The 22,446-nt window shown below is 71.1% G+C and carries 25 protein-coding genes; 8 read left to right on the top strand and 17 right to left on the bottom strand.

All coding sequences use genetic code 11. The features are described 5' to 3' along the window. The first annotated feature begins 66 nt into the window (after positions 1–66). On the top strand, positions 67–969 hold the full coding sequence (gene dapA, locus ABZV94_RS16640) for a 4-hydroxy-tetrahydrodipicolinate synthase (protein ID WP_356341015.1): 903 nt from the start codon (positions 67–69) through the stop codon (positions 967–969). Here the strand turns inward: dapA and ABZV94_RS16645 are convergent. Then, positions 956–2,167, bottom strand: a complete 1,212-nt coding sequence (locus tag ABZV94_RS16645; RefSeq protein WP_356341017.1) for a WD40 repeat domain-containing protein — start codon at positions 2,165–2,167, stop codon at positions 956–958. The two genes, dapA and ABZV94_RS16645, sit on opposite strands and share 14 nt — an antisense overlap. After that, positions 2,164–2,715 carry a SigE family RNA polymerase sigma factor gene (locus ABZV94_RS16650; RefSeq protein WP_356341018.1) on the bottom strand — a complete coding sequence of 184 codons (552 nt, stop codon included), beginning with the start codon at positions 2,713–2,715 and terminating at the stop codon, positions 2,164–2,166. The genes ABZV94_RS16645 and ABZV94_RS16650 overlap by 4 nt, the downstream gene beginning before the upstream one ends. A 137-nt stretch (positions 2,716–2,852) precedes the next feature. Here ABZV94_RS16650 and ABZV94_RS16655 point away from each other — a divergent pair, with 137 nt between their 5' ends. After that, positions 2,853–3,356, top strand: a complete 504-nt coding sequence (locus tag ABZV94_RS16655) for a hypothetical protein (protein ID WP_356341020.1) — start codon at positions 2,853–2,855, stop codon at positions 3,354–3,356. A gap of 44 nt (positions 3,357–3,400) precedes the next feature. On the opposite strand, the gene dapD is transcribed toward ABZV94_RS16655, so the two are convergent. The 3 genes from dapD to ABZV94_RS16670 all read right to left on the bottom strand — a co-directional run bounded on the left by dapD (position 3,401) and on the right by ABZV94_RS16670 (position 5,311). Then, entirely contained in the window at positions 3,401–4,387 is a 987-nt protein-coding gene (gene dapD, locus ABZV94_RS16660; RefSeq protein ID WP_030642430.1) for a 2,3,4,5-tetrahydropyridine-2,6-dicarboxylate N-succinyltransferase, read from the bottom strand. Positions 4,388–4,451: 64 nt separating this feature from the next. Next, complete coding sequence (locus ABZV94_RS16665; RefSeq protein WP_356341021.1) at positions 4,452–4,988, bottom strand: TetR family transcriptional regulator; 537 nt, start codon at positions 4,986–4,988, stop codon at positions 4,452–4,454. After that, positions 4,988–5,311, bottom strand: a complete 324-nt coding sequence (locus ABZV94_RS16670; RefSeq protein WP_356341023.1) for a multidrug efflux SMR transporter — start codon at positions 5,309–5,311, stop codon at positions 4,988–4,990. The genes ABZV94_RS16665 and ABZV94_RS16670 overlap by 1 nt, the downstream gene beginning before the upstream one ends. Before the next feature lie 106 nt (positions 5,312–5,417). Between ABZV94_RS16670 and ABZV94_RS16675 the strand changes: the two genes are divergently transcribed. Next, entirely contained in the window at positions 5,418–6,161 is a 744-nt protein-coding gene (locus ABZV94_RS16675; protein WP_356341025.1) for an AbfB domain-containing protein, read from the top strand. A 55-nt stretch (positions 6,162–6,216) separates the two neighbouring features. Here ABZV94_RS16675 and ABZV94_RS16680 read toward each other — a convergent pair whose 3' ends face one another. The 8 genes from ABZV94_RS16680 to ABZV94_RS16715 are packed head-to-tail and all read right to left on the bottom strand — an operon-like array spanning position 6,217 to position 12,764. Next, positions 6,217–6,549, bottom strand: coding sequence for a metal-sulfur cluster assembly factor (locus ABZV94_RS16680; RefSeq protein ID WP_103812962.1), 333 nt, complete (start codon positions 6,547–6,549; stop codon positions 6,217–6,219). Then, on the bottom strand, positions 6,546–7,013 hold the full coding sequence (gene sufU / locus ABZV94_RS16685; protein ID WP_030642422.1) for a Fe-S cluster assembly sulfur transfer protein SufU: 468 nt from the start codon (positions 7,011–7,013) through the stop codon (positions 6,546–6,548). The genes ABZV94_RS16680 and sufU overlap by 4 nt, the downstream gene beginning before the upstream one ends. A gap of 16 nt (positions 7,014–7,029) precedes the next feature. After that, positions 7,030–8,286, bottom strand: coding sequence for a cysteine desulfurase (locus ABZV94_RS16690; RefSeq protein ID WP_356341027.1), 1,257 nt, complete (start codon positions 8,284–8,286; stop codon positions 7,030–7,032). Further along, positions 8,283–9,047: a Fe-S cluster assembly ATPase SufC gene (gene sufC, locus ABZV94_RS16695; RefSeq protein ID WP_014671977.1), complete on the bottom strand. Its 765-nt coding sequence runs from the start codon at positions 9,045–9,047 to the stop codon at positions 8,283–8,285. Before sufC ends, ABZV94_RS16690 begins: the two co-directional genes overlap by 4 nt. Before the next feature lie 7 nt (positions 9,048–9,054). Next, entirely contained in the window at positions 9,055–9,375 is a 321-nt protein-coding gene (locus tag ABZV94_RS16700; RefSeq protein ID WP_014671978.1) for a non-heme iron oxygenase ferredoxin subunit, read from the bottom strand. Then, on the bottom strand, positions 9,372–10,556 hold the full coding sequence (gene sufD / locus ABZV94_RS16705) for a Fe-S cluster assembly protein SufD (RefSeq protein ID WP_356341028.1): 1,185 nt from the start codon (positions 10,554–10,556) through the stop codon (positions 9,372–9,374). The genes ABZV94_RS16700 and sufD overlap by 4 nt, the downstream gene beginning before the upstream one ends. Before the next feature lie 58 nt (positions 10,557–10,614). Continuing rightward, on the bottom strand, positions 10,615–12,036 hold the full coding sequence (sufB, locus tag ABZV94_RS16710) for a Fe-S cluster assembly protein SufB (RefSeq protein ID WP_208031589.1): 1,422 nt from the start codon (positions 12,034–12,036) through the stop codon (positions 10,615–10,617). Beyond that, the gene (locus ABZV94_RS16715) at positions 12,033–12,764 is read right to left on the bottom strand and encodes a metalloregulator ArsR/SmtB family transcription factor (protein WP_356341030.1); all 732 of its coding nucleotides are present in this window, start codon (positions 12,762–12,764) and stop codon (positions 12,033–12,035) included. Before ABZV94_RS16715 ends, sufB begins: the two co-directional genes overlap by 4 nt. Before the next feature lie 182 nt (positions 12,765–12,946). Between ABZV94_RS16715 and ABZV94_RS16720 the strand changes: the two genes are divergently transcribed. The 4 genes from ABZV94_RS16720 to ABZV94_RS16735 are packed head-to-tail and all read left to right on the top strand — an operon-like array spanning position 12,947 to position 16,577. Continuing rightward, positions 12,947–13,762: an AAC(3) family N-acetyltransferase gene (locus tag ABZV94_RS16720; RefSeq protein ID WP_356341031.1), complete on the top strand. Its 816-nt coding sequence runs from the start codon at positions 12,947–12,949 to the stop codon at positions 13,760–13,762. 30 nt (positions 13,763–13,792) lie between these two features. Then, positions 13,793–14,716 (top strand): ABC transporter ATP-binding protein, encoded by a 924-nt coding sequence (locus ABZV94_RS16725; RefSeq protein ID WP_356341032.1) that lies wholly within the window; start codon positions 13,793–13,795, stop codon positions 14,714–14,716. Positions 14,717–14,772: 56 nt separating this feature from the next. Beyond that, a complete protein-coding gene (locus tag ABZV94_RS16730; protein WP_356341056.1) occupies positions 14,773–15,489 on the top strand; it encodes an ABC transporter permease in 717 nt (238 codons plus the stop codon). Positions 15,490–15,548: 59 nt separating this feature from the next. Further along, on the top strand, positions 15,549–16,577 hold the full coding sequence (locus ABZV94_RS16735) for a COX15/CtaA family protein (protein ID WP_356341033.1): 1,029 nt from the start codon (positions 15,549–15,551) through the stop codon (positions 16,575–16,577). Here the strand turns inward: ABZV94_RS16735 and ABZV94_RS16740 are convergent. The 4 genes from ABZV94_RS16740 to ABZV94_RS16755 all read right to left on the bottom strand — a co-directional run bounded on the left by ABZV94_RS16740 (position 16,561) and on the right by ABZV94_RS16755 (position 19,948). After that, a complete protein-coding gene (locus tag ABZV94_RS16740; RefSeq protein WP_356341035.1) occupies positions 16,561–17,298 on the bottom strand; it encodes a nucleotidyltransferase domain-containing protein in 738 nt (245 codons plus the stop codon). The genes ABZV94_RS16735 and ABZV94_RS16740 overlap by 17 nt on opposite strands. 18 nt (positions 17,299–17,316) lie before the next feature. Further along, a complete protein-coding gene (locus ABZV94_RS16745) occupies positions 17,317–18,423 on the bottom strand; it encodes an amidohydrolase family protein (protein ID WP_356341036.1) in 1,107 nt (368 codons plus the stop codon). Between the two features lie 178 nt (positions 18,424–18,601). Then, the gene (locus ABZV94_RS16750) at positions 18,602–18,922 is read right to left on the bottom strand and encodes a hypothetical protein (RefSeq protein WP_356341038.1); all 321 of its coding nucleotides are present in this window, start codon (positions 18,920–18,922) and stop codon (positions 18,602–18,604) included. A gap of 69 nt (positions 18,923–18,991) precedes the next feature. Then, positions 18,992–19,948 (bottom strand): heme o synthase, encoded by a 957-nt coding sequence (locus ABZV94_RS16755; RefSeq protein WP_356341057.1) that lies wholly within the window; start codon positions 19,946–19,948, stop codon positions 18,992–18,994. Between the two features lie 379 nt (positions 19,949–20,327). Here ABZV94_RS16755 and tkt point away from each other — a divergent pair, with 379 nt between their 5' ends. Continuing rightward, positions 20,328–22,430: a transketolase gene (gene tkt, locus ABZV94_RS16760; protein ID WP_356341039.1), complete on the top strand. Its 2,103-nt coding sequence runs from the start codon at positions 20,328–20,330 to the stop codon at positions 22,428–22,430. The last annotated feature ends 16 nt before the right edge of the window (positions 22,431–22,446 follow it).

Genomic DNA, 22,446 nt, shown 5'->3' on the forward strand with positions numbered 1-22,446 from the left:
ATTCTTGCCGACACCTCGTAGAAGAATTAAGTAGAGCTTCACGGACGTGCTGCCGAGACTACTCCCATGACGAGTACCCATAGGCCCACTCCCTTCGGCCGCACCCTCTGCGCCATGATCACGCCGTTCACCGGGGAGGGCGCCCTCGACCTGGACGGCGCCCAGCGGCTGGCCGCGCACCTGGTGGCGCAGGGCTGCGACGGCCTGGTCCTCAACGGCACCACCGGCGAGTCGCCCACCACGACCGACGAGGAGAAGGCACGGCTGGTCGCGGCCGTGCGGGAGGCGGTCGGCGACCGGGCCGCGCTGGTCACCGGCGTGGGCACGGCCGACACCCGGCACACCGTGGAGCTGGCGCTGACGGCCGCGAAGGCGGGCGCCGACGGGGTCCTGGTGGTGACGCCGTACTACAGCCGGCCCCCGCAGGAGGCCGTGGCCGCCCACTTCCTCCAGGTCGCCGACGCGAGCGACCTGCCGGTGATGCTCTACGACATCCCGGGCCGCACCGGCACCCGGATCGAGCCCGACACGATGATCCGCCTCGCGGAGCACCCCCGGATCGTGGCCGTCAAGGACTGCTCCTACGACTTCCTCGGCACCCAGAAGGTGCTGGCGCGAACCGAGTTGGCGTACTACGCGGGCTGCGACGAGCACGTACTGGCGCTGTACGCGGTTGGAGCGGCGGGCTGCGTGAGCACGGTCGCGAACGCCGTACCGGACCGGATCGCCGCGATCCTGGCGGCGTTCGACACCGGCGACACCACTCGCGCGGCCGAACTCCAGCTGGCCGTGACCCCGTTGACGGAAGCGATGATGGGCGCGGGCCTGCCCGGCACGGTCACCGCGAAGGCCCTCCTCGCCCACCTCGGCCTGCCCGCGGGCCCGGTCCGCCCCCCACTGCTCCCCGCCGGCCGGGAGACGGCCGACGGGCTGCGGGCGCTGTACGAGGAGCTGGTCAGCGGGTCGTGAACAGCGGCTCCCAGCGACCGCCGGTGTCGTCCTTCGGCGAGCGGAAGCCGCTGAGCGGCTGGACCTTCTTGCTGCCGATGGTGACGAGCACCAGCCGCTGGTGGAACTCGTTGCCGTCGCCGCCGATGCCCCAGGCGATCAGCCGCTTGTTGTCCGCCCAGGCGAGCAGCTGCTGACCGGGCACCTTGGTGACGACCTTGCCGGTGACGGCGTCGTCGACGGCGGAGGCGATCTCGTCGCCCTCCCCGGCGAAGTCGCCCGCGGCGAGCCTGCCGTCGGGCGACAGACCGGCCTCGACCCAGGGCTGCACGTGCTTCTCGGCGGCGGGCGCCGGGACGTTCGTGCCGTCCAGGGCGTGGTACTTGCGGCCCGGACGCATCGGCAGCGGCTCCCACAGCGACTTGCCGTCGCGGCTGAACTGCAGATCCGCGCGTGCGTTGCCCCCGAAGCCCATCTTGTCCTTCCAGTAAGGCAGTTCGTGCCAGTGCGCCGTTCCGGAGGCGACGTCGACGACGGTGAAACCGGTCCGGCTGGGCACCTGCTGCGGCTCCACCTTGTCGTTCACCGGGATCTTGGCGCTCCAGAAGGCCCGGTCGGGGTTCTTGGCGTACGTGGTGACGACCAGCTTGCTCCCGTCGGGCGAGAAGGCGGCCCCGCCCGCGCCCTGCGGCACCGGGATCCACCGCTTGACCCGGCCGTCGGACAGGTCGAGCAGCCCCACCCGGGCGGCCGGCAGCTCGCGCTCCAGCACCGCGGCCGTGCGGGCGCCCGGCGCGACGGTCACGAAGGACCAGCGGTCGTCCTTCTTGTAGGTGCCGGTGCGGGAGTCCAGCAGCCGGTAGGTCCGCGTGGTGATCTCGTCCTTGTTGGGCTGCTCGACCCGCCTCTGGGTGCTGTACCCCGCCACGAGGGCATTGCCGGCACCGATCATCTGGCGCGGCGGCGACTGGTCGGCGTGGGCGACGACCGGGCCGGGCGTGAGGTGCGCCGGCCGTACGTCCCGCCCGCCGCCGTCCAGCAGCGGCACGGCCGCGGCGACGGTCACCACGGCCGCGGCGGACACGGCGACAGCGGCGATCCGGCGGGTACGGCGCCTGCGGCGCAGCACCAGCACCCGGTCGGCGAGGTTCGCGGCCGCCGGCTGCGCCTCCAGCGCCATCTCCCGCAGGGAGTCGCGCACCAGTTCCTCGACGTTCACGGACGCACCTCCATGGGCGAGAAGTCACGGGACGGCCGCCCGCCGCCGCTGTCGAGAGCGGCCAGCTCGGGTGCGAGCGTGCGCAGCCGGGCCAGGGAGCGGTGGGTGGTGGACCGTACGGTGCCGACGGAGCAGCCCAGCAGCCGGGCCACGTCGGCCTCGGGCAGGTCCTCGAAGTAGCGCAGCACCAGCACGGTGCGCTGGCGCGGGGTGAGCCGGGACAGGGCGGTGCGCAGCAGCAGGCGCAGCTCCGCGCGGCCGGCGGCGTCCGGGGCCGTACCGGCCTCCGGCAGCTCGGCGACCGACACCTCCCGGCGCGGCCACTTCAATCGCCAGCGGCTGATCTGCTGCCGGTACAGGACGCGCCGTACGTACGCCTCCGGCTCGTCGATCCGCTGCCACCGTCCGGCCGCCCTGACCAGCGCGTTCTGCAGCAGGTCCTCGGCCGCGTGCCGGTCGCCGCCGGTCAGCAGGACGGCCGTCCTCAACAGCGCCGAGGACCTGCCGGCCACGAACTGTCGAAAACTCTCCTGCGCTTCGGCATCCATCGTCACCTTCTCTTCCCCCGGGCCGGTCTGGTGTCCGGGCCCTTGTACCCCTCGAGACGCGCGCCGCCGCGCCCCGCTATGCCTGCCCGCGCGAAAACAATCTCCGGCCGGCCCGGACACCGCCGTACGGTGTTCTGGTGAGTCGCCCCCTGCTGTTCCTCGACGTCGACGGCCCCCTCAACCCGTACGCGGCCCAGCCGGAGCGCCGGCCCGAGGGCTACACGACGATCCGGGCGTCCGTGGTCCCCGGCCGCCCCTTGCGGGTCTGGCTGAACCCGTCCCACGGCCAGGCCCTGCTCGCGCTCGGCTACGAGCTCTGCTGGGCGACGACCTGGATGGCCGAGGCCAACCGCTGGATCGCGCCCGTCGTCGGGTTGCCCGAGCTGCCGTACGTCGACTTCGGCGCGGGCCTGTTCGCGGTGCGGCCGGACGGCGTCCACTGGAAGACGGAGGCGATCGTGGCGTACGCCGGGGGCCGCCCGTTCGCCTGGGTGGACGACGAGCAGAGCCCGGCGGACACCGCGTACGTGGCCGCCCGGCACCCCGGCCCGGCGCTGCTGCACCAGGTCGACCCGCGACGCGGGCTGCGCGAGGGCGACTTCACGGCCCTGCGGGCGTTCGCGGCCGGCCTGCCCGCATGACGAAGCGCCCCTCGCCAGGGCGAAGGGCGCTGTCGCGGCGGTGATCAGTTGTGGCTGTGCAGAATGTCGTTCAAGCCGCCCCAGACCGCGTTGTTCGGGCGGGCCTCGACCGTGCCGGTGACCGAGTTGCGGCGGAAGAGGATGTTGGAGGCGCCGTTCAGCTCGCGGGCCTTGACGATCTGGCCGTCGGGCATGGTGATGCGGGTGCCCGCGGTGATGTACAGGCCGGCCTCGACCACGCACTCGTCACCGAGCGCGATGCCGACGCCCGCCTCGGCGCCGACGAGGCAGCGCTCGCCGATGGAGATGATCACGTTGCCGCCGCCGGACAGGGTGCCCATGGTGGAGGCGCCGCCACCGATGTCCGAGCCGTCGCCGACGACGACCCCGGCGGAGATCCGGCCCTCGACCATGGAGGTGCCGAGGGTGCCGGCGTTGAAGTTGACGAAGCCCTCGTGCATGACGGTGGTGCCCGCGGCGAGGTGGGCGCCGAGGCGGACCCGGTCGGCGTCGGCGATGCGGACGCCCTTCGGGGCGACGTAGTCGGTCATGCGCGGGAACTTGTCGATCGAGGTCACCTGGAGGTGCAGGCCCTCCGCGCGGGCGTTCAGGCGGACCTTCTCGATGTCGTCCACGGCGACCGGGCCGAGCGAGGTCCAGGCGACGTTGGCGAGGTGGCCGAAGATGCCGTCCAGGTTCTGGCCGTGCGGCTTGACCAGGCGGTGCGAGAGCAGGTGCAGGCGCAGGTAGACGTCGTGGGCGTCGAGCGGCTTCTCGTCCAGCGAGGCGATGACCGTGCGGACCGCGACCACCTCGACGCCCCGGCGGGCGTCCGGGCCGGTCGCCGCGGTCGCGCCGCCGCCCAGCAGCTCGGCCGCCTGCTCGGCGGTCAGCCGCTCGGTGCCGGCCGGTCCCGGCTCCTCGACCAGCTCGGGGGCCGGGAACCAGGTGTCGAGAACGGTGCCGTCGGAGGCGATCGTGGCGAGGCCGGCGGCGACGGCGCCGGTGGTACGGGTTGCAGACTCGGTCATGGGAGAAAACCTAACGTGGGCGGGGTGGTGAGGGCGAACCGCGTCTCACGTGCCGGGCGCGGGTTCAGGGGATCAGCCGAGCCAGCGCGGCGCGCGCGTACTCCTCGTCGTACGAACCGCCCGTCAGCAGCACCTGGAGGCAGATGCCGTCCATCAGCGCGAGGAGGGCCCGCGCCGTCACCGGGTCCGTGCGGCGGGCCAGCAGCGCGGCCCCCCGCTCGGTCCACTCGGCGGCGACGGGACGCAGCGCCGGGCGGCGCAGCGCGGCCAGGTACAGCTCGTACTCCAGCTCCACGCCGGTGCGCTCCCCCGCGAGCCACTGCCCGAGCACCCGGGCGAGGTCCGCGGCGAGGTCGCCGTCGCCGCCGTCCTCCGGCAGCAGTTCGGCCAGCACGGTGCCGAACCCCTCGTTCGCCTGCCGCAGAGCGGCCACCAGCAGCTCTTCGAGGGTGGCGAAGTGGTACGTCGTGGAGCCGAGCGGTACGTCGGCCTCGGCGGCGACCGTCCGGTGGCTCAGCCCGGCGATGCCGTCGCGGCCGGCCACGCGGATCGCGGCGTCGATGATCCGCTGCCGGCGCTCGGGGTCGTGGCGGCGCGGCATCAGTGCGTCGCCCCGCCGAGGTTGAGCACCACCACTCCCGCGATGATCAGCAGGATCCCGGCGACCTTGGTGGGGCTCAGCCCCTCGCCGAACAGCAGCAGTCCGAGGACGGCGATGGTCGCGGTGCCCACGCCGGACCAGATCGCGTACGCCGTGCCGATCTGGACGGTCTTCAGCGTCCGGGCGAGCAGCGCGAAGGAGACGACGTAGCCGAGGGCCGTCACCAGCGAGGGTCCGAGCCGGCTGAACCCCTCGCTGTACTTCATCGCCGTCGTGGCGGCGACCTCGGCGGCGATGGCGCCGGCGAGCAGCAGGTATCCCATGTGTACGAGCGTACACAACGATTGCGTACGGCCGTACACAACGAGAAAGTTTCACTTTCATAGAAAAAGCTCGCAGTCGGTGCCGCCTCCACTACTGTGCGGGCCCGTGCTCGAAAACACCCCCCGCACCCGAAGACTCGGGCTGGCCGCCGCACTGGCGCTGGCGGCAGTCGCCGCCTGCGTGACCGTGACCGCGATGAGCGACCGCCCCACCGAGACGAAGGCCACCGCACCGGCGAGGCCGCCCGACGACGGCCCCGGCCTGCTGTCCTTCGCCTCCCCGTCCGCCCCGCCGGCGCACACACCCGCTCCCGAGCGGAACCGCACGGCTCCGTCGCCGCCCTCGTCCGCCGCCCCCGAGTCCCCCGCCCCTCCGCAGCGCACGCCCTCGAAGTCCCCGACGCCCACGGCCGGTTCACAGCGCCCGGCGGAGCACGGGACGTCCGTCCGCTCCGTCAACTACCCCGACCGCTACTGGCACCTCAGCGGCGGCCTGGTGAAGCTCGACCCCGTCGGCTCGGCCGCGGACCGCCGCGCGGCCACCTTCACCCGCGTCAAGGGCCTTGCCGACGCCCGCTGTTGGTCGTTCACCACGGCCGACGGCGGCTATCTGCGCCACCGCGACTTCCTGCTCCGCGCCGAACGCGACGACGGCTCCCGCCTGTTCGCCCGGGACGCCACGTTCTGCCCCCGCCCCTCCGCCCGCACCGGTGCCGTCGCCCTGGAGTCGCTGAACTACCCCGGCCGCCTCCTGCGCCACCAGAACTTCCAGCTGCGGCTGGACCCGTACCGGAACACGGACCTGTACCGGTCCGACTCGGCCTTCCTGCTGGTCGACGGGCTGGCCTGAACAGACGGAAGCGGCGGCACCCGGCAGGTGCCGCCGCTTCACGCACACGGTGGGATCAGACGTTGAACCCGAGCGCCCTGAGCTGCTCGCGGCCATCGTCCGTGATCTTGTCGGGGCCCCACGGCGGCATCCAGACCCAGTTGATGCGGAGTTCGTTGACGAGGCCGTCCGTGGCGGACTTGGCCTGGTCCTCGATGACGTCCGTCAGCGGGCAGGCCGCCGAGGTCAGGGTCATGTCGACCGTGGCCACGTTGGAGTCGTCGATGTGGATGCCGTAGATCAGGCCGAGGTTGACGACGTCGATGCCCAGCTCGGGGTCGACCACGTCCATCAGGGCCTCGCGGAGTTCCTCCTCCGAGACCGGCTTCATCTCTGCGGTGTCGGTCATGCCGTCTTCCTTTCGGCGTCGGCGCCACCCAGCGCCTGGGCCGTCGCGTCCTTCCACGCCATCCAGCTCAGGAGGGCGCACTTGACCCGCGCGGGGTACTTGGAGACACCGGCGAACGCGACCGCGTCCTCCAGGACCTCCTCCATCGCGTCATCGGGCTCGATCTTGCCCTTGGACTGCATCAGCTCCAGGAAGGTCTCCTGGATCTTCCGCGCCTCGGCCAGGTCCTTGCCGACGAGGAGCTCGTTGAGCACGGAGGCGCTCGCCTGACTGATCGAGCAGCCCTGGCCCTCGTACGAGACGTCCTCGATCTTCGTGCCGTCGTACTTCACGCGCAGGGTGATCTCGTCGCCGCAGGTCGGGTTCACATGGTGCACCTCGGCGTCGCCATCCCTCAGACCACGCCCGTGCGGGTTCTTGTAGTGGTCCAGGATGACGTCCTGGTACATCGAATCCAGCTTCACGGTGTCGACTCGCCTCTCAGCCGAAGAAGTTCCGTACGTGCTCCAGACCGTCGACCAGAGCGTCGATCTCGGCCGGCGAGGAGTACAGGTAGAACGACGCTCGCGTGGTCGCAGGAATTCCGTAGCGCAGGCAGACCGGACGGGCGCAGTGGTGGCCGACACGGACCGCGATGCCCTGCTCGTCCAGGACCTGGCCCACGTCGTGCGGGTGGATGTCCCCGAGGGTGAAGGAGATCGCCGCCCCGCGGTCCTCGGCCGTCGTCGGACCGATGATCCTCAGGTCGGGAACCTCCGCCAGGCGCCGCACCGCGTACTCCGTCAGCGCGTGCTCATGGGCGAGGATCCTGTCCATGCCGATCGACTGGAGGTAGTCGATCGCCGCGCCGAGGCCGACCGCCTGGGCGATCGGCGGGGTGCCCGCCTCGAACTTGTGCGGGGCCGGGGCGTACGTCGAGGAGTGCATCGAGACCGTCTCGATCATCTCGCCGCCGCCGAGGAACGGGGGCAGGTCCTCCAGCAGCTCCTGGCGGCCCCACAGGACGCCGATGCCGGTCGGGCCGCACATCTTGTGGCCGGTGAAGGCCACGAAGTCGGCCTGCAGCGCCTGTACGTCCAGCGGCATGTGCGGCGCGGCCTGGGAGGCGTCGATGCAGACGAGGGCGCCGACCTCCTGGGCGCGGCGGATTATCGTCTCGACCGGGTTGACCGTGCCCAGGATGTTGGACACCAGCACGAAGGAGACGATCTTCGTCTTCTCGGTGATGATCTCGTCGATGTTCGACAGGTCGAGCCGGCCGTCGTCCGTGAGGCCGAACCACTTCAGCTTCGCGCCCGTGCGCTGCGCCAACAGCTGCCACGGCACGATGTTGGAGTGGTGCTCCATCTCGGTGATGACGATCTCGGTCTCGTGGTCCACGCGGTAGGGCTCGTCGGCCCAGCCCAGCATGTTCGCCACGAGGTTCAGCGACTCGGAGGCGTTCTTGGTGAAGATCACCTCGTCGCGGCTCGGCGCGTTGATGAACGCGGCGACCTTGTCGCGCGCGCCCTCGTACAGCGCCGTGGCCTCCTCGGCGAGCACATGCACACCGCGGTGGACGTTGGCGTTGTAGCGCTCGTAGTACTCGCTCAGGGCGTCCAGCACCTGGCGCGGCTTCTGCGAGGTCGCCGCGTTGTCCAGGTACACGAGCTTCTTGCCGTCGTGGACGACTCGGTCCAGGACGGGGAAGTCCTTGCGGATCGCCTCGGTGTCGAGGAGGCCCGGCAGCTGTGTCACGCGGATGCGCCACCCTTCACGTATGCCTCGTAGCCCTCGTTCTCCAGCTTGTCCGCGAGCTCCGGGCCGCCGGACTCGACGATGCGGCCGCCGGCGAACACGTGGACGTGGTCGGGCTTGATGTAGCGCAGGATGCGCGTGTAGTGCGTGATCAGCAGGGTGCCGACCTCGCCGCTCTCACGGACGCGGTTGACTCCCTCGGAGACGATGCGCAGCGCGTCGACGTCCAGGCCGGAGTCGGTCTCGTCCAGGATCGCGACCTTCGGCTTGAGCAGCTCCAGCTGAAGGATCTCGTGGCGCTTCTTCTCACCGCCGGAGAAGCCCTCGTTGACGTTGCGCTCGGCGAAGGACGGGTCCATGTTGAGGCGCTCCATGGCCTCCTTGACCTCCTTCACCCAGGTGCGCAGCTTGGGGGCCTCGCCGCGGATGGCGGTGGCGGAGGTGCGCAGGAAGTTGGAGACCGAGACGCCGGGGACCTCGACCGGGTACTGCATCGCCAGGAACAGGCCCGCGCGGGCGCGCTCGTCGACGGACATCTCCAGGACGTCCTCGCCGTCCAGGGTGACGGTGCCGCCGGTGATCGTGTACTTCGGGTGACCCGCGAGGGAGTAGGCGAGGGTCGACTTGCCGGAGCCGTTGGGGCCCATGATGGCGTGCGTCTCGCCCTGCTTCACGGTGAGGTCGACGCCCTTGAGGATCTCCTTCGTGGCGTTGTCGGCCTCGACGGTGACGTGCAGGTCTCGGATTTCAAGCGTTGCCATGGGTGCCTCAGGACTCCTGGGTGAGGGAGACGAGAACGTCGTCCCCTTCGATCTTTACGGGGTATACGGGGACGGGGCGCGTCGCGGGGAGGCCGGACGGCTTGCCGGTGCGCAGGTCGAAGGCGGAGCCGTGCAGCCAGCACTCGATCTGGCAGTCCTCCACCTCGCCCTCGGAGAGGGAGACGTTCGCGTGGGAGCAGATGTCGTAGATCGCGAACACCTCGCCCTCGGTCTTCACGACCGAGACCGGCGTGCCGTCGAGTTCCACCCGCTTCGGGGTGTCCTCCTCCAGCTCGCTCAGTCCACAGGCGCGTACGAACGACGTCATGCGACCGAAGCCTCCAGCTCCTCCTCGATCTTGGCGAGCAGGCGCTCCTCGATGTCGGCGACGCCGATCTGCTGGACCAGCTCGGCGAAGAAGCCGCGGACCACCAGGCGGCGGGCCTCGTGCTCCGGGATGCCACGGGCCATCAGGTAGAAGAGCTGCTCGTCGTCGAAGCGGCCGGTGGCGGAGGCGTGCCCGGCGCCGACGATCTCGCCGGTCTCGATCTCCAGGTTCGGCACCGAGTCGACGCGCGCGCCGTCCGTGAGGACCAGGTTGCGGTTCATCTCGTAGGTGTCCGTGCCCTCGGCCTTGGCCTCGATGAGCACGTCACCGATCCAGACCGCGTGCGCGTCGTCGCCCTGGAGCGCGCCCTTGTAGACGACGTTCGACTTGCAGTGCGGGGTGTTGTGGGTGACCAGCAGGCGGTGCTCCTGGTGCTGCCCGGCGTCGGTGAAGTACAGGCCGAACAGCTCGGCCTCGCCGCCGGGGCCGGCGTACTCCACGCGCGGGTGCAGGCGGACCACGTCGCCGCCGAAGGTCACGACCACGGACTTGAAGGAGGCGTCCCGGCCGACCAGCGCGTTGTGCTGGGCGACGTGGACGGCCTTGTCGTCCCAGTCCTGGACGGAGACGACGGTCAGCTTGGCGCCGTCACCGAGGACGTAGTCGACGTTGGCGGCGAGCACCGCGTCACCGGTGTGGTCGATGACCACGACGGCCTCGGCGAAGGCGCCCAGCTCGATCACCTGGTGGCCGAAGGCGGTGCCGCCCTGGCCGTGCACGGCGATGCGGATCGGCTCGGTGAGGACGGTCTCCTTGGGGACGGTCACGACCGAGGCCTTCTCGAAGGCGGAGTACGCCTGGGCGGCGACGCGGTCCACCGGGGTGCCCGCCTTGCCGAGGCGCGCGTCGTCGCGGCCGACGGTCTCGACGGTGACGCCCTCGGGGGCCTGGACGTCGACCTTCACGCCGTCGCCGTTCGCGACGGCGGTGCCGTCGTGCAGCCCGCGCAGGCGCTCCAGCGGGGTGAACCGCCACTCCTCCTCACGGCCGTGCGGGACCGGGAAGTCCGCCACGTCGAAGGACGGGGGCGCGCTCATGCGCGAGACGACGGTCGACTCCGCGGCGACCGCGATCGAGCCGGCGGTGGTGGAACCCACCGGGATGTTCTGGGCCTCAGCCATGGCTGTCGTAATGCTCGCTTTCTTACGTGTGGGCTTGACGGGGAGTGCGGACCGGTGATTAACCGACCGCGCCCTCCATCTGCAGCTCGATCAGCCGGTTGAGCTCCAGCGCGTACTCCATGGGCAGTTCCTTGGCGATCGGCTCGACGAAGCCGCGCACGATCATCGCCATGGCCTCGTCCTCGGAGAGGCCGCGGCTCATCAGGTAGAAGAGCTGGTCCTCGGAGACCTTGGAGACGGTGGCCTCGTGGCCCATGGACACGTCGTCCTCGCGGACGTCGACGTACGGGTACGTGTCCGACCGGGAGATCGTGTCGACCAGCAGCGCGTCGCACAGCACGTTCGACTTCGACCCGGCGGCGCCCTCGCCGATCTCGATCAGACCGCGGTAGGACGTACGGCCGCCGCCGCGCGCCACCGACTTGGAGACGATGTTGGACGACGTGTTCGGCGCCATGTGGACCATCTTGGCGCCGGCGTCCTGGTGCTGGCCCTCGCCCGCGAAGGCGATGGACAGGGTCTCGCCCTTGGCGTGCTCGCCCATCAGGTAGACGGCCGGGTACTTCATCGTCACCTTGGAGCCGATGTTGCCGTCGATCCACTCCATGGTCGCGCCCTCGTAGGCCACGGCGCGCTTGGTGACCAGGTTGTAGACGTTGTTCGACCAGTTCTGGATGGTCGTGTAACGGCAGCGGGCGTTCTTCTTGACGATGATCTCGACCACCGCGGAGTGCAGCGAGTCCGACTTGTAGATCGGCGCGGTGCAGCCCTCGACGTAGTGGACGTAGGCACCCTCGTCGACGATGATCAGGGTCCGCTCGAACTGGCCCATGTTCTCCGTGTTGATGCGGAAGTAGGCCTGGAGCGGGATCTCGACGTGGACGCCCGGCGGGACGTAGATGAAGGAGCCGCCGGACCACACGGCGGTGTTCAGCGCGGCGAACTTGTTGTCACCGGCCGGGATCACGGTGCCGAAGTACTCCTTGAAGAGCTCGGGGTGCTCCTTCAGGGCGGTGTCGGTGTCCAGGAAGATGACGCCCTGCTCCTCCAGGTCCTCGCGGATCTGGTGGTAGACGACCTCGGACTCGTACTGGGCGGCGACACCGGCGACGAGGCGCTGCTTCTCGGCCTCCGGGATGCCCAGCTTGTCGTAGGTGTTCTTGATGTCCTCGGGCAGGTCCTCCCAGGACTCCGCCTGCTTCTCCGTGGAGCGCACGAAGTACTTGATGTTGTCGAAGTCGATGCCCGAGAGGTCGGAGCCCCAGTTCGGCATCGGCTTCTTCTCGAAGAGCTTCAGGCCCTTCAGGCGCAGCTTGGTCATCCACTCCGGCTCGGACTTCTTGCCCGAGATGTCGCGGACGACGTCCTCGTTGAGGCCGCGCCTGGCGGAGGCACCGGCCACGTCGGAGTCGGCCCAGCCGTATTCGTACTTGCCCAGGCCCTCCAGCTCAGGGTGGGCAGTCTCCGTGGGGAGAGTCATGCGGGGTTCCTCCCGGCCGTGCTTGCAGGTGCGTCAGTGGAAATCTCGGGGATGAACGTCGTGCAGACGCCGTCGCCGTGCGCGATGGTCGCCAGTCGTTGGACGTGGGTGCCCAGCAGCTCGGCGAAGATCTCCGTCTCCGCCTCGCACAGCTGCGGGAACTGTTCCGCGACGTGGGCGACCGGGCAGTGGTGCTGGCAGAGCTGCTCGCCGACCGGTGCGCTGCGCGCCGTAGCAGCGTACCCGTCGGCACTCAAGGCCTTGGCCAGCGCTTCGGCGCGCTTGTCCGGGGTCACGGCCTCGATCGCCTTGCGGTACGCGCTCGCCTGGGCGGCGATCCGGGCGCGGGCGAAGGCGGCGACCGCCTCGGGGCCCCCCTGCTCGGCGATCCAGCGCAGCGCGTCCACGGCGAGCTTGTCGTACGACTGGTCGAAGGCGTCCCGGCCGCAGTCGGTGAGCGCGAAGACCTTCGCGGGGCGGCCACGCGTGCGCGTGCCGTACACCCGCTGCTCGCGGGCCTCCACGACGTCGTCGGCGACCAGCGCGTCCAGGTGGCGCCGGACGGCCGCCTGGGTCAGTCCCAGCCGGCCGGCGAGTTCGGCGACGGTCGACGGCCCATGGTCCAGGATGGAGCGCGCGACCCGGTTGCGCGTCGAGCGCTCACCGGTCGCTAGCTCCTCCTGAGGGGCCCCCGTGGGGGTCTCCCGAGCCTCGCCGACGTTTTTCACAACGCCATTGTTGCGTAATTCCGCGGAGGCTGACAAGCGCCGTCCGGATCAACCGTGGTGCCCTGCGTCACTTAGGCATACCTAATGTGACCTGCGGAAACGATCATCTGATCGATCATCGGCCCCGCCGGCCAGGACAATCCGGTGGCGCGCCGCGCGCCCGTCCGCAAGACTCCCGGGCCATGCCCACACCCCCTCCGACCGGCCCACTTGTCACCCGGGACGCCATCGCCTCACAGCTGAGACTGCTCGGTGTCAAGGCCGGTGAGACCCTCCTCGTACATTCCTCGCTCAGCTCCCTCGGCTGGGTGAACGGAGGCGCCGTCGCGGTCGTCCAAGGGCTCCTGGACGCGCTCGGTCCGTCGGGGACCCTCGTCGTTCCCACCCAGACGGGCGCCCAGTCCGATCCGGCCGTCTGGGGGAACCCGCCGGTGCCCGAGGAGTGGTGGGACCGGATCCGCGCCACCATGCCGCCGTACGACCCGCTGATCACCCCCTCCCTCGGGGTCGGCGTGATCCCGGAGGCCGTGCGCACCTGGCCGGGCGCCGCGCGCAGCGCCCACCCGCAGACCTCCTTCGCGGCCGTCGGCCCCCGCGCGCGGGAGATCACCGACGGCCACGCCCCCGACTGCCGGCTCGGCGAGCTCAGCCCGCTCGCCCGGCTGGAGCGGCTGGGGGCCCGGGTGCTGCTGCTCGGCGCCGGCTACGACTCCTGCACCGCCTTCCACCTCGCCGAGTACCGGATACCCGCGCCCCGCGTGGAGGTCGGCCGGCCCGCTGCCGGCGGCGGCTGGGAGACGGTGACCGAGGTCTCGATCACCTCGGACCGGTTCGACGAGCTGGGGCACGACTTCGAACGGGACCGTCCCGTCGTACGGGGAAAGGTCGGTGCGGCGGACGTCCGGCTGTTCCCGCTGGCGGACGCCGTCGCCTACGCCGAACGGTGGCTGCCGCTGCACCGGCCCCGCGAGGAGGACTTCCACCACCCCCGCGCCTGAGGGCCGGACGGCGTACCTAGACTCTGGACCATGCGAAGTGAGCCCGTGGTCCAGGTCGAGGCCTTGGTGAAGCGGTACGGCGCGAAGACCGCGGTGGACGGCCTCGACCTGGTGGCCCAGCCGGGGGTGACCGCCGTCCTCGGTCCCAACGGGGCGGGGAAGACGACCACGGTCGAGACCTGCGAGGGGTACCGGAAGCCGGATTCCGGCACGGTGCGCGTCCTGGGCCTCGACCCGGTACGGCAGTCCGCCGAGCTGCGTCCCCGTATCGGCGTGATGCTCCAGTCCGGAGGCGTGTACTCCGGCGCCCGGGCCGAGGAGATGCTGCGCCACATGGCGAAGCTGCACGCGCATCCGCTGGACGTCGACGCCCTCGTCGAACGCCTCGGCCTCGGTTCCTGCGGCCGGACCGGCTACCGCCGGCTGTCCGGCGGCCAGCAGCAGCGGCTCGCCCTCGCCATGGCCGTCGTGGGCCGTCCGGAACTGGTGTTCCTGGACGAGCCGACCGCCGGACTCGACCCGCAGGCCCGCCGGGCCACCTGGGACCTGGTGCGGGACCTGCGCGCCGACGGCGTCTCGGTGATCCTCACCACGCACCACATGGACGAGGCCGAGCAGCTCGCCGACGACGTCGCGATCATCGACGGCGGCCGGGTCATCGCCCAGGGTTCCCCGGAGGAACTGTGCAGGGGCGGCGCCGAGAACACCCTGCGCTTCACCGGCCGGCCCGGCCTCGACGTCGGCTCCCTGCTCAAGGCCCTCCCGGCCGACTGCACGGCCGCCGAGCTGACCCCGGGCTCCTACCGGGTCGTCGGCAAGGTCGACCCCCAGCTGCTGGCCACCGTGACCTCCTGGTGCGCCCAGCACGGGGTGATGCCCGACCGGATCTCGGTGGAACGGCACACGCTGGAGGACGTTTTCCTGGAGCTGACGGGCAAGGAGCTGCGCTCGTGACCACGACCACGACGGGTACGTACACCCCGAAGCCGGGAGCCGCCCCGCTCCCCCGCATGATCGCGGCGCAGGCGGTGCTGGAGACGAAGATGCTGCTGCGCAACGGCGAGCAGCTGCTGCTGACGGTCGTCATCCCGACCCTGCTGCTGGTGCTCTTCAGCTCGGTCGACATCGTGGACACCGGCAAGGGCGAGGCGGTCGACTTCCTCGCCCCCGGCATCCTGGCCCTGGCGGTGATGTCGACGGCGTTCACCGGCCAGGCCATCGCCACCGGCTTCGAGCGCCGCTACGGCGTCCTGAAGCGGCTCGCCTCCTCGCCGCTGCCCCGCTGGGCCCTGATGACCGCGAAGACGGCGTCCGTGCTGGTCACCGAGGTCCTCCAGGTCGTCCTGCTGACCGTCATCGCCTTCGCGCTGGGCTGGTCCCCGCACGGCAACCCCGCCGCGGTCCTGCTGCTGCTCGTCGTCGGCACCGCCGCGTTCTCCGGGCTCGGCCTGCTGATGGCGGGCACGCTGAAGGCGGAGGCGACGCTGGCCGCCGCCAACCTGGTCTTCCTGCTGCTGCTCGTCGGCGGCGGGGTCGTCGTGCCGCTGGAGAAGTTCGGCTCGACGGGTGAACAGGTCCTCGGCCTGCTGCCGATCTCCGCGCTGTCGGACGGCCTGCGGGACGTGCTCCAGCACGGCGCCGGCACGCCCTGGGGCGACCTGGGCGTTCTCGCCGTCTGGGCGGTGGCCGGACTGGCCGCGGCCGGCAGGTTCTTCCGCTGGGAGTGACGGAAGCCGCACGCGTCGGGGCGGACCCTCGTGAACGCGTGCACAAGCGGCGGCCTACGATGGTGCGCGTGCCCAAGCTGAACCGCGCCGACGCCGAAGCCGCCCTGCGCAACCCGCTCGCCTTCATCGCCGACCGCTGGACCCCGGATCCCCGGACCGTCCGGCGGGCGGCGCTCGCCGCGCTCGTGATGTCGGTGGTCATCGTCGTGACCGGCGGCGCCGTCCGCCTGACCGGCTCCGGCCTCGGCTGCCCGACCTGGCCCACCTGCACCGACGACTCGCTGACCACCACCCGGGCCATGGGCTTCCACGGGGTCATCGAGTTCGGCAACCGCATGCTGACGTACGTGCTGTGCGCGGCCGTCGGCTGGGCCATCATCGCGGCCCGCGCCCAGAAGCCGTGGCGGCGCGGCCTGACCCGGCTGGGCTGGGCCCAGTTCTGGGTGGTCATGGGCAACGCCGTGCTCGGCGGCATCGTCGTCCTGGTCGGCCTGAACCCGTACACCGTCGCCGCGCACTTCCTGCTGTCCACCGCCCTCATCGCCATCGCCACGGTGATGTGGCAGCGCGCACGGGAGGGTGACGCGGCGCCGCGTCCGCTGGTCGGCAAGGCGGTGCAGCAGCTGGTGTGGTTCCTGGTGCTGGCGTCCGTGCTGCTGATCGCGGTCGGCACGGTGGTGACCGGGGCCGGGCCGCACGCCGGCGACTCCAGCGAGGTCGACCGCATCCCGATCGACTGGGAGACGGTCGCCAAGCTGCACGCGGTGCTCGCCTGGATCGTGGTGACGCTGACGTTCGCCCTGTGGTTCGTGCTGAAGGCGGTCGACGCGCCGAAGGGCCCCCTCGCCCGGACGCGTGAACTGTTCATCGTGCTGCTGGCGCAGGGCGTGATCGGTTACGTGCAGTACTTCACGCACCTGCCCGAGGTCCTGGTCGCCCTGCACATGCTGGGCTCGTGCCTGATCTGGATCGGCACCCTGCGCGTCCTGCTCTCCCTGCGCGAACGCCCGGAAGCAGGCCTGGACCTGCCGGGCCCGTCGGCCGAGGTACCGGTCGGCACCCACGCGTGCTTCACCCGTACTCGGTGACCAGGGCGTCGATCGCCGGCCCCAGATAGGCGCGGGTCAGCTCGGCCCGCCGGGCGAGCCAGTCGGTGGGGGCAGGGGCGGGGTTGCCGTAGCGGCGCAGGGTGATGTCCTCCACGACCTTCGCCGGAGCACCCAGCGCCCCCAGCTCGCCGAGGGCCTCCCGCTTGGACATCAGCCGGCCCTCGCGCAGGGTGACGGTGGCCCGGGCGAAGGTCAGCAGGCCCAGGTCGACCCAGATGTCCTGCCGCCAGAGCCGGGCCTTGTCCACCGCGGGCCGCCAGAAGTCCCGCTGGTCGCGCACGACGAAGTCGGCCAGCTCCCGCTCCGGTACCGGCGGCAGCAGCCCCGCCGGGGCCTCGCCGTACAGCACGCGTCCGAAGGCGTGCAGTTCGCGCCGGGTGACGGGGGTGACCGGGCGGCGCGTCACCCGGCCGTGCGCCCAGGCGAGGTGGGCGCGGTCCACGTCGCCCAGGGTGGCCGGCGTGAGGTAGCCGCAGTGCAGCTTGGCCGCGAGGGGTTCCCCCCGCTGCCTGCGGTGCAGCGCGACGATCCGTCGTACCGTTCCCAGGGTCAGCGGGTCCGGCAGGACGGCGATCAGGTCGAGGTCGCTGCGGCCCTCCTGGTAGTCGCCGCCGGCCAGTGAGCCGTGCGCCCAGACGGCGCGGGGCCGCAGGGGCAGCAGGGCGCGCAGGAATCCGTCGAGCAGGGACGCGGTCGTCATCCGCTCAGTCTGTACGGCTCACCCGAGCCCGTACACCCGTCGCGCGTTGCCCGCCGCGATCATCCTCGCCACCCGCTGGGCGTCCTCCAGGGACCAGGCGCCCTCGGCGACCCAGTTGCCCAGCACCCGGCCCAGTGCCTCCCGGAAGAGGCGGGCGCCGACGACGTGCAGCTCGGGCAGGCCCCGCGCGCCGGTGGAGAAGAGGATCTTGCCGAAGGGGGCCAGTTCCAGGATCTCGGCGAGGACCGTGGCCGCCCGGGCGCCGGTGCGGACCAGCGCGGCGCCCGAGTCGGCGTAGACGTGCGGGAAGACACCGGCCAGGTGGGCGGCGTGGCGGTGGTACGGATAGCCGTGCAGCAGGATCAGGTCGGTGCCGAGCCCGGCGGTGGCCCGGACGAAGTCGGTGAGCAGCACCGGGTCCGTGCGGTCGATGCGGGAGCCGGGCTCGCCGAGGCCCGCGTGCAGTTGCAGGGGCAGGCCCGAGGCGACGGCGATCCACAGCAGGTGCCGGAGCAGGACGGGGTCGGTGAGGGCGCCGCCGACGCGCCGGCCGGCGAGCCAGCGGCCCGCCGCGCCGCGCACCTCCCCCGGCCCCGGCGGCTCGGGCGCGAGGGCCAGGCCGTGTCTGAGGCCCGCGACGGAGGTGAAGGCGACGGCGGTGGCCGCGGCTCCGTGCACCGACTCGGCGAGGTTGGCGAGGAAGGACTCGACGGTGCCGGAGGTGTCGGCGACCTGCTCCGCGAGCGGTTCGAGCCGGACGATCTCGCGGGCCTGGGCCGCCGCCGCGGAGGCCAGTTCGGCGGGGCCGGTGAGATCGCCGGGCAGCCCCGTGTCGACCAGGTACGTCGTGATACCGCTGCCGCGCAGCAGCCTGCGGCCCGACTCCCAGACCCCCAGTTCCCGGCGCCGGGCCAGATAGCGGGCGGGCGGGCAGTGCGGTTCGAGGCCGAGCAGGGGCGGGCACCAGCGCCGGACGGCGAAGCCGGTCTGGGTGTCGAAGAGGGTGGTGCCCGGGGCCGGGGGCCCCTCGGTACGGGCCAGCTGGGCCTCGAAGGTGCCGAGGCCCAGTTCCGTGCGCAGTACGCCGTGGCAGTACTGGTCCACGAGGGACGGCGTCTCGATCATCCCGGCCTCCCCGCGTGCGCTGGCTTTGACCGGCCTAACGGGTGAACGGGGTCCGAGGTCGCGGATGACCTCGCGGCCGCGGGCGAGGAGGCGGCCGCGGACCGCTGTGCGGCCGGCCGCGCCCGCGCGGGGAACCGTACGTCCCTGCACGCCCGCGGCCCCGCGGGGCGGGCGTTGCTCAGCCGCCCACCTGGATGCCGGCCATCCGCTTCCACTCGTACGGGCCCGTCCGCACCTTGGCGGCGAACTCGCCGTCGAAGGACTCGTGGACGGTGATGCCCGCCTTCTCGACGGCCTTCTCGGCGATCTCGTGCGTGGGGGCCACCAGGTCGCCCCAGCCACCGTCCTCGCCGACGAGGACGATGCGGGCGCCGCGTTCGCCGATGTGGGCCACCTGGCCCTCGGCACCGCCGTGGGCCTTGGAGAAGGCGCTGATCTCCCGGGCGAGCTTGGCCGCCTTGCGCTCGGCCCGCGCGTCAACCTGCTGCGTGTCTGCCATGCCCAGGATGCTACCGACGGGTAGATCAGCTGGCGAGATCAGGGCTCTGTGACATACGCCCGGGGTGCCTCAGCGCAGGAACGGGTCCACCGCGATCGCCACGAACACCAGCGACACATAGGTGATGGACCAGTGGAACAGCCGCATCTCCTTCAGCTTCGCGCCCGTGACCTCGGCCTTGGCCCGGTTCTGCAGCGCGTGCGCCTCCCACAGCCACCATCCGCCGGCGGCCAGTGCGACGGACGTGTAGAACCAGCCGGTGTAACCGAGGGGGGTGAGGAGCAGGGAGACGGCGACCATGACCCAGCTGTACAGGACGATCTGCCGGGCCACGACCTTGTTGGAGGCGATGACCGGCAGCATCGGCACGCCCACGCGCGCGTAGTCGTCCTTCACCTTCATGGACAGCGGCCAGTAGTGCGGCGGGGTCCAGAAGAAGATCACCAGGAACAGGATGACCGGCGCCCAGGACAGCGAGTTCGTCACGGCCGACCAGCCGATGAGCACGGGCATGCAGCCCGCGATGCCGCCCCACACGATGTTCTGCGACGTACGTCGTTTGAGGAGCATCGTGTAGACGACGACGTAAAAAAGGAGCGCGCCGAGCGAGAGCCAGGCGCTCAGCCAGTTGACGGTGAGGCCGAACAGCAGTGTCGAGACCACCGCGAGCGTGATGCCGAAGACCAGGCACTCGGCCGGGCTGACCATGCCGGTCACCAGGGGCCGCTGCGAGGTGCGGTCCATCAGGGCGTCGATGTCCCGGTCGATGTACATGTTCAGCGCGTTGGCGCCGCCCGCCGACAGGTAGCCGCCGACGCAGGTGAGCAGGACCAGCTTGAGGTCGGGCACGCCCTGCTGCGCCAGGAACATCACCGGAACGGTGGTGATGAGCAGCAGCTCGATGATCCGCGGCTTGGTCAGCGCCACGAACGCCTTGACACGGGCCCCGAACGGCCGGTGGACCGGGCCCTGGCTCGCACCAGCCAGTACACCCGCTGGACGGGATTCGACGGCCGTCACGCACACCCCTGACAGAGACATCCCAGCGAGCCTCCCCGTGTGAAGTGCCGGTAAAGGCTCGCGCGTACCACGCCACTTTAGACGTTGCCCATACCTCGCCCTTCGCGGGGGTGGGGTCGTGTTGACGCAGGCCCCATAAGAGGGGTCCCGGCACTCGATTGAGCGCTCAGATGACCGCCTCCGTATTCATGTGCCAAATGCCGTTCCCGGCCAGTCGGGAGGCGGATCGGACGGACTCCCGGCAGTCTGTAAACACTCGAAAAAATGCACGTCCTCACGGGGGTAGGCTCGACAGCGGCCGGCGGGCGACAAGCGCGCCGGCGGCCGGGTGGGCGCATGCCCCGACGACCGGCGACCGACATGTGGAGAGGAGCCCTGACCCAGGGTGAGCACCAAGCCGACCACCACAGACCTTGAGTGGACCGAGCTGGACCAGCGGGCCGTGGACACCGCCCGTGTCCTGGCCGCAGACGCCGTACAGAAGGTCGGCAACGGCCATCCCGGTACGGCGATGAGCCTGGCCCCGGCCGCCTACACCCTCTTCCAGAAGGTGATGCGGCACGACCCGGCGGATCCGGAGTGGGTCGGCCGCGACCGCTTCGTGCTGTCCGCCGGACACTCGTCCCTGACCCTCTACACCCAGCTCTACCTGGCCGGCTTCGGCCTGGAGCTGGACGATCTGAAGTCGTTCAGGACGTGGGGCTCCAAGACCCCCGGTCACCCGGAGTACGGGCACACCAAGGGCGTCGAGACCACCACGGGCCCGCTGGGCCAGGGTGTCGCCAACGCGGTGGGCATGGCGATGGCCGCCCGCTACGAGCGCGGTCTGTTCGACCCTCAGGCCCCGGCCGGCGAGTCCCCCTTCGACCACTTCATCTACTGCATCGCCGGTGACGGCTGCCTCCAGGAGGGCATCTCCGCCGAGGCGTCCTCGCTCGCCGGCCACCAGAAGCTCGGCAACCTGATCCTGCTGTGGGACGACAACCACATCTCGATCGAGGGCGACACCGAGACGGCCGTCTCCGAGGACACCGTCAAGCGGTACGAGGCGTACGGCTGGCACGTGCAGCGCGTGGAGGCCAAGGAGAACGGCGACCTGGACCCGCAGGCGATCTTCGCCGCGATCCAGGAGGCGAAGAAGGTCACGGACAGGCCGTCCTTCATCGCCATGCGCTCCATCATCGCCTGGCCGGCCCCGAACGCCCAGAACACCGAGGCCGCCCACGGTTCGGCGCTGGGCGAGGACGAGGTCGCGGCCACCAAGCGCGTCCTCGGCTTCGACCCGGAGAAGTCCTTCGAGGTCGCCGACGAGGTCATCACCCACACCCGCAAGGCGCTGGAGCGCGGTGCCCAGGCGAAGGCCGAGTGGGAGAAGTCCCTCCAGCAGTGGCGGGAGGCCAACCCGGAGCGGGCCGCCGAGTTCGACCGGATCAGCAGGGGCGAGCTGCCCACCGGCTGGGAGGAGAAGCTCCCGGTCTTCGAGCCCGGCAAGGGCGTCGCGACGCGTGCCGCGTCCGGCAAGGTGCTCCAGGCGCTCGGCGCGGTGATCCCCGAGCTGTGGGGCGGCTCCGCCGACCTCGCCGGGTCGAACAACACGACCATCGACAAGGACAGCTCGTTCCTGCCCGAGGGCAACCCGCTGCCGGAGGCCAACCCGTACGGCCGCACGATCCACTTCGGCATCCGCGAGCACTCCATGGGCGCGGAGCTGAACGGCATCACGCTGCACGGCAACACCCGTGTCTACGGCGGCACCTTCCTCGTCTTCTCCGACTACATGCGCAACGCGGTGCGCCTGTCGGCCCTGATGCACCTGCCGGTGACGTACGTGTGGACGCACGACTCCATCGGCCTCGGCGAGGACGGCCCCACCCACCAGCCGGTCGAGCACCTGGCCTCGCTGCGCGCGATCCCGGGCCTGAACATCGTGCGTCCGGCGGACGCCAACGAGACCGCCATCGCCTGGCGCGAGATCCTCAGGCGCTGGACCAAGGAGTTCGGCAAGGGCCAGCCGCACGGCCTCGCGCTCACCCGCCAGGGCGTGCCGGTGTACGAGCCGAACGAGGACGCGGCCAAGGGCGGCTACGTGCTGTTCGAGGCCGAAGGGTCCGAGGGGCAGAGCACGGAGCCGCAGGTGATCCTGATCGCCACCGGTTCCGAGGTGCACGTGGCCGTGGAGGCGCGTGAGCAGCTCCAGGCCGAGGGCGTGCCCACGCGTGTCGTCTCCATGCCGTCCGTGGAGTGGTTCGAGCAGCAGGACCAGGGGTACCGGGACTCCGTGCTGCCGCCGTCCGTGAAGGCCCGCGTCTCGGTCGAGGCGGGTGTCGGACTGACCTGGCACAAGTACGTGGGAGACGCCGGCCGCATCGTCTCGCTGGAGCACTTCGGTGCTTCCGCCGACGCCAAGGTGCTCTTCAAGGAGTTCGGCTTCACCGCGGAGAACGTGGCCGCGAAGGCGCGGGAATCCCTCGCCGACGCTCAGCGCTGACGCTCATATACGACAC

The organism is Streptomyces sp. NPDC004658 (assembly GCF_040609555.1).
Lineage (GTDB): Bacteria > Actinomycetota > Actinomycetes > Streptomycetales > Streptomycetaceae > Streptomyces.

What these genes read in the sequence shown, in the direction of transcription:
- ABZV94_RS16650 (WP_356341018.1), bottom strand. Translation starts at nt 2,715, where the DNA reads ATGGATGCCGAAGCGCAGGAGAGTTTTCGACAGTTCGTGGCCGGCAGG.
- ABZV94_RS16665 (WP_356341021.1), bottom strand. Translation starts at nt 4,988, where the DNA reads ATGCCGCGCCGCCACGACCCCGAGCGCCGGCAGCGGATCATCGACGCC.
- ABZV94_RS16680 (WP_103812962.1), bottom strand. Translation starts at nt 6,549, where the DNA reads ATGACCGACACCGCAGAGATGAAGCCGGTCTCGGAGGAGGAACTCCGC.
- sufD (WP_356341028.1), bottom strand. Translation starts at nt 10,556, where the DNA reads ATGGCTGAGGCCCAGAACATCCCGGTGGGTTCCACCACCGCCGGCTCG.
- ABZV94_RS16670 (WP_356341023.1), bottom strand. Translation starts at nt 5,311, where the DNA reads ATGGGATACCTGCTGCTCGCCGGCGCCATCGCCGCCGAGGTCGCCGCC.
- ABZV94_RS16700 (WP_014671978.1), bottom strand. Translation starts at nt 9,375, where the DNA reads ATGACGTCGTTCGTACGCGCCTGTGGACTGAGCGAGCTGGAGGAGGAC.
- dapA (WP_356341015.1), top strand. Translation starts at nt 67, where the DNA reads ATGACGAGTACCCATAGGCCCACTCCCTTCGGCCGCACCCTCTGCGCC.
- sufB (WP_208031589.1), bottom strand. Translation starts at nt 12,036, where the DNA reads ATGACTCTCCCCACGGAGACTGCCCACCCTGAGCTGGAGGGCCTGGGC.
- ABZV94_RS16730 (WP_356341056.1), top strand. Translation starts at nt 14,773, where the DNA reads ATGATCGCGGCGCAGGCGGTGCTGGAGACGAAGATGCTGCTGCGCAAC.
- ABZV94_RS16750 (WP_356341038.1), bottom strand. Translation starts at nt 18,922, where the DNA reads ATGGCAGACACGCAGCAGGTTGACGCGCGGGCCGAGCGCAAGGCGGCC.
- ABZV94_RS16720 (WP_356341031.1), top strand. Translation starts at nt 12,947, where the DNA reads ATGCCCACACCCCCTCCGACCGGCCCACTTGTCACCCGGGACGCCATC.
- ABZV94_RS16740 (WP_356341035.1), bottom strand. Translation starts at nt 17,298, where the DNA reads ATGACGACCGCGTCCCTGCTCGACGGATTCCTGCGCGCCCTGCTGCCC.
- dapD (WP_030642430.1), bottom strand. Translation starts at nt 4,387, where the DNA reads ATGACCGAGTCTGCAACCCGTACCACCGGCGCCGTCGCCGCCGGCCTC.
- ABZV94_RS16735 (WP_356341033.1), top strand. Translation starts at nt 15,549, where the DNA reads ATGGTGCGCGTGCCCAAGCTGAACCGCGCCGACGCCGAAGCCGCCCTG.
- ABZV94_RS16745 (WP_356341036.1), bottom strand. Translation starts at nt 18,423, where the DNA reads ATGATCGAGACGCCGTCCCTCGTGGACCAGTACTGCCACGGCGTACTG.
- ABZV94_RS16725 (WP_356341032.1), top strand. Translation starts at nt 13,793, where the DNA reads ATGCGAAGTGAGCCCGTGGTCCAGGTCGAGGCCTTGGTGAAGCGGTAC.
- sufC (WP_014671977.1), bottom strand. Translation starts at nt 9,047, where the DNA reads ATGGCAACGCTTGAAATCCGAGACCTGCACGTCACCGTCGAGGCCGAC.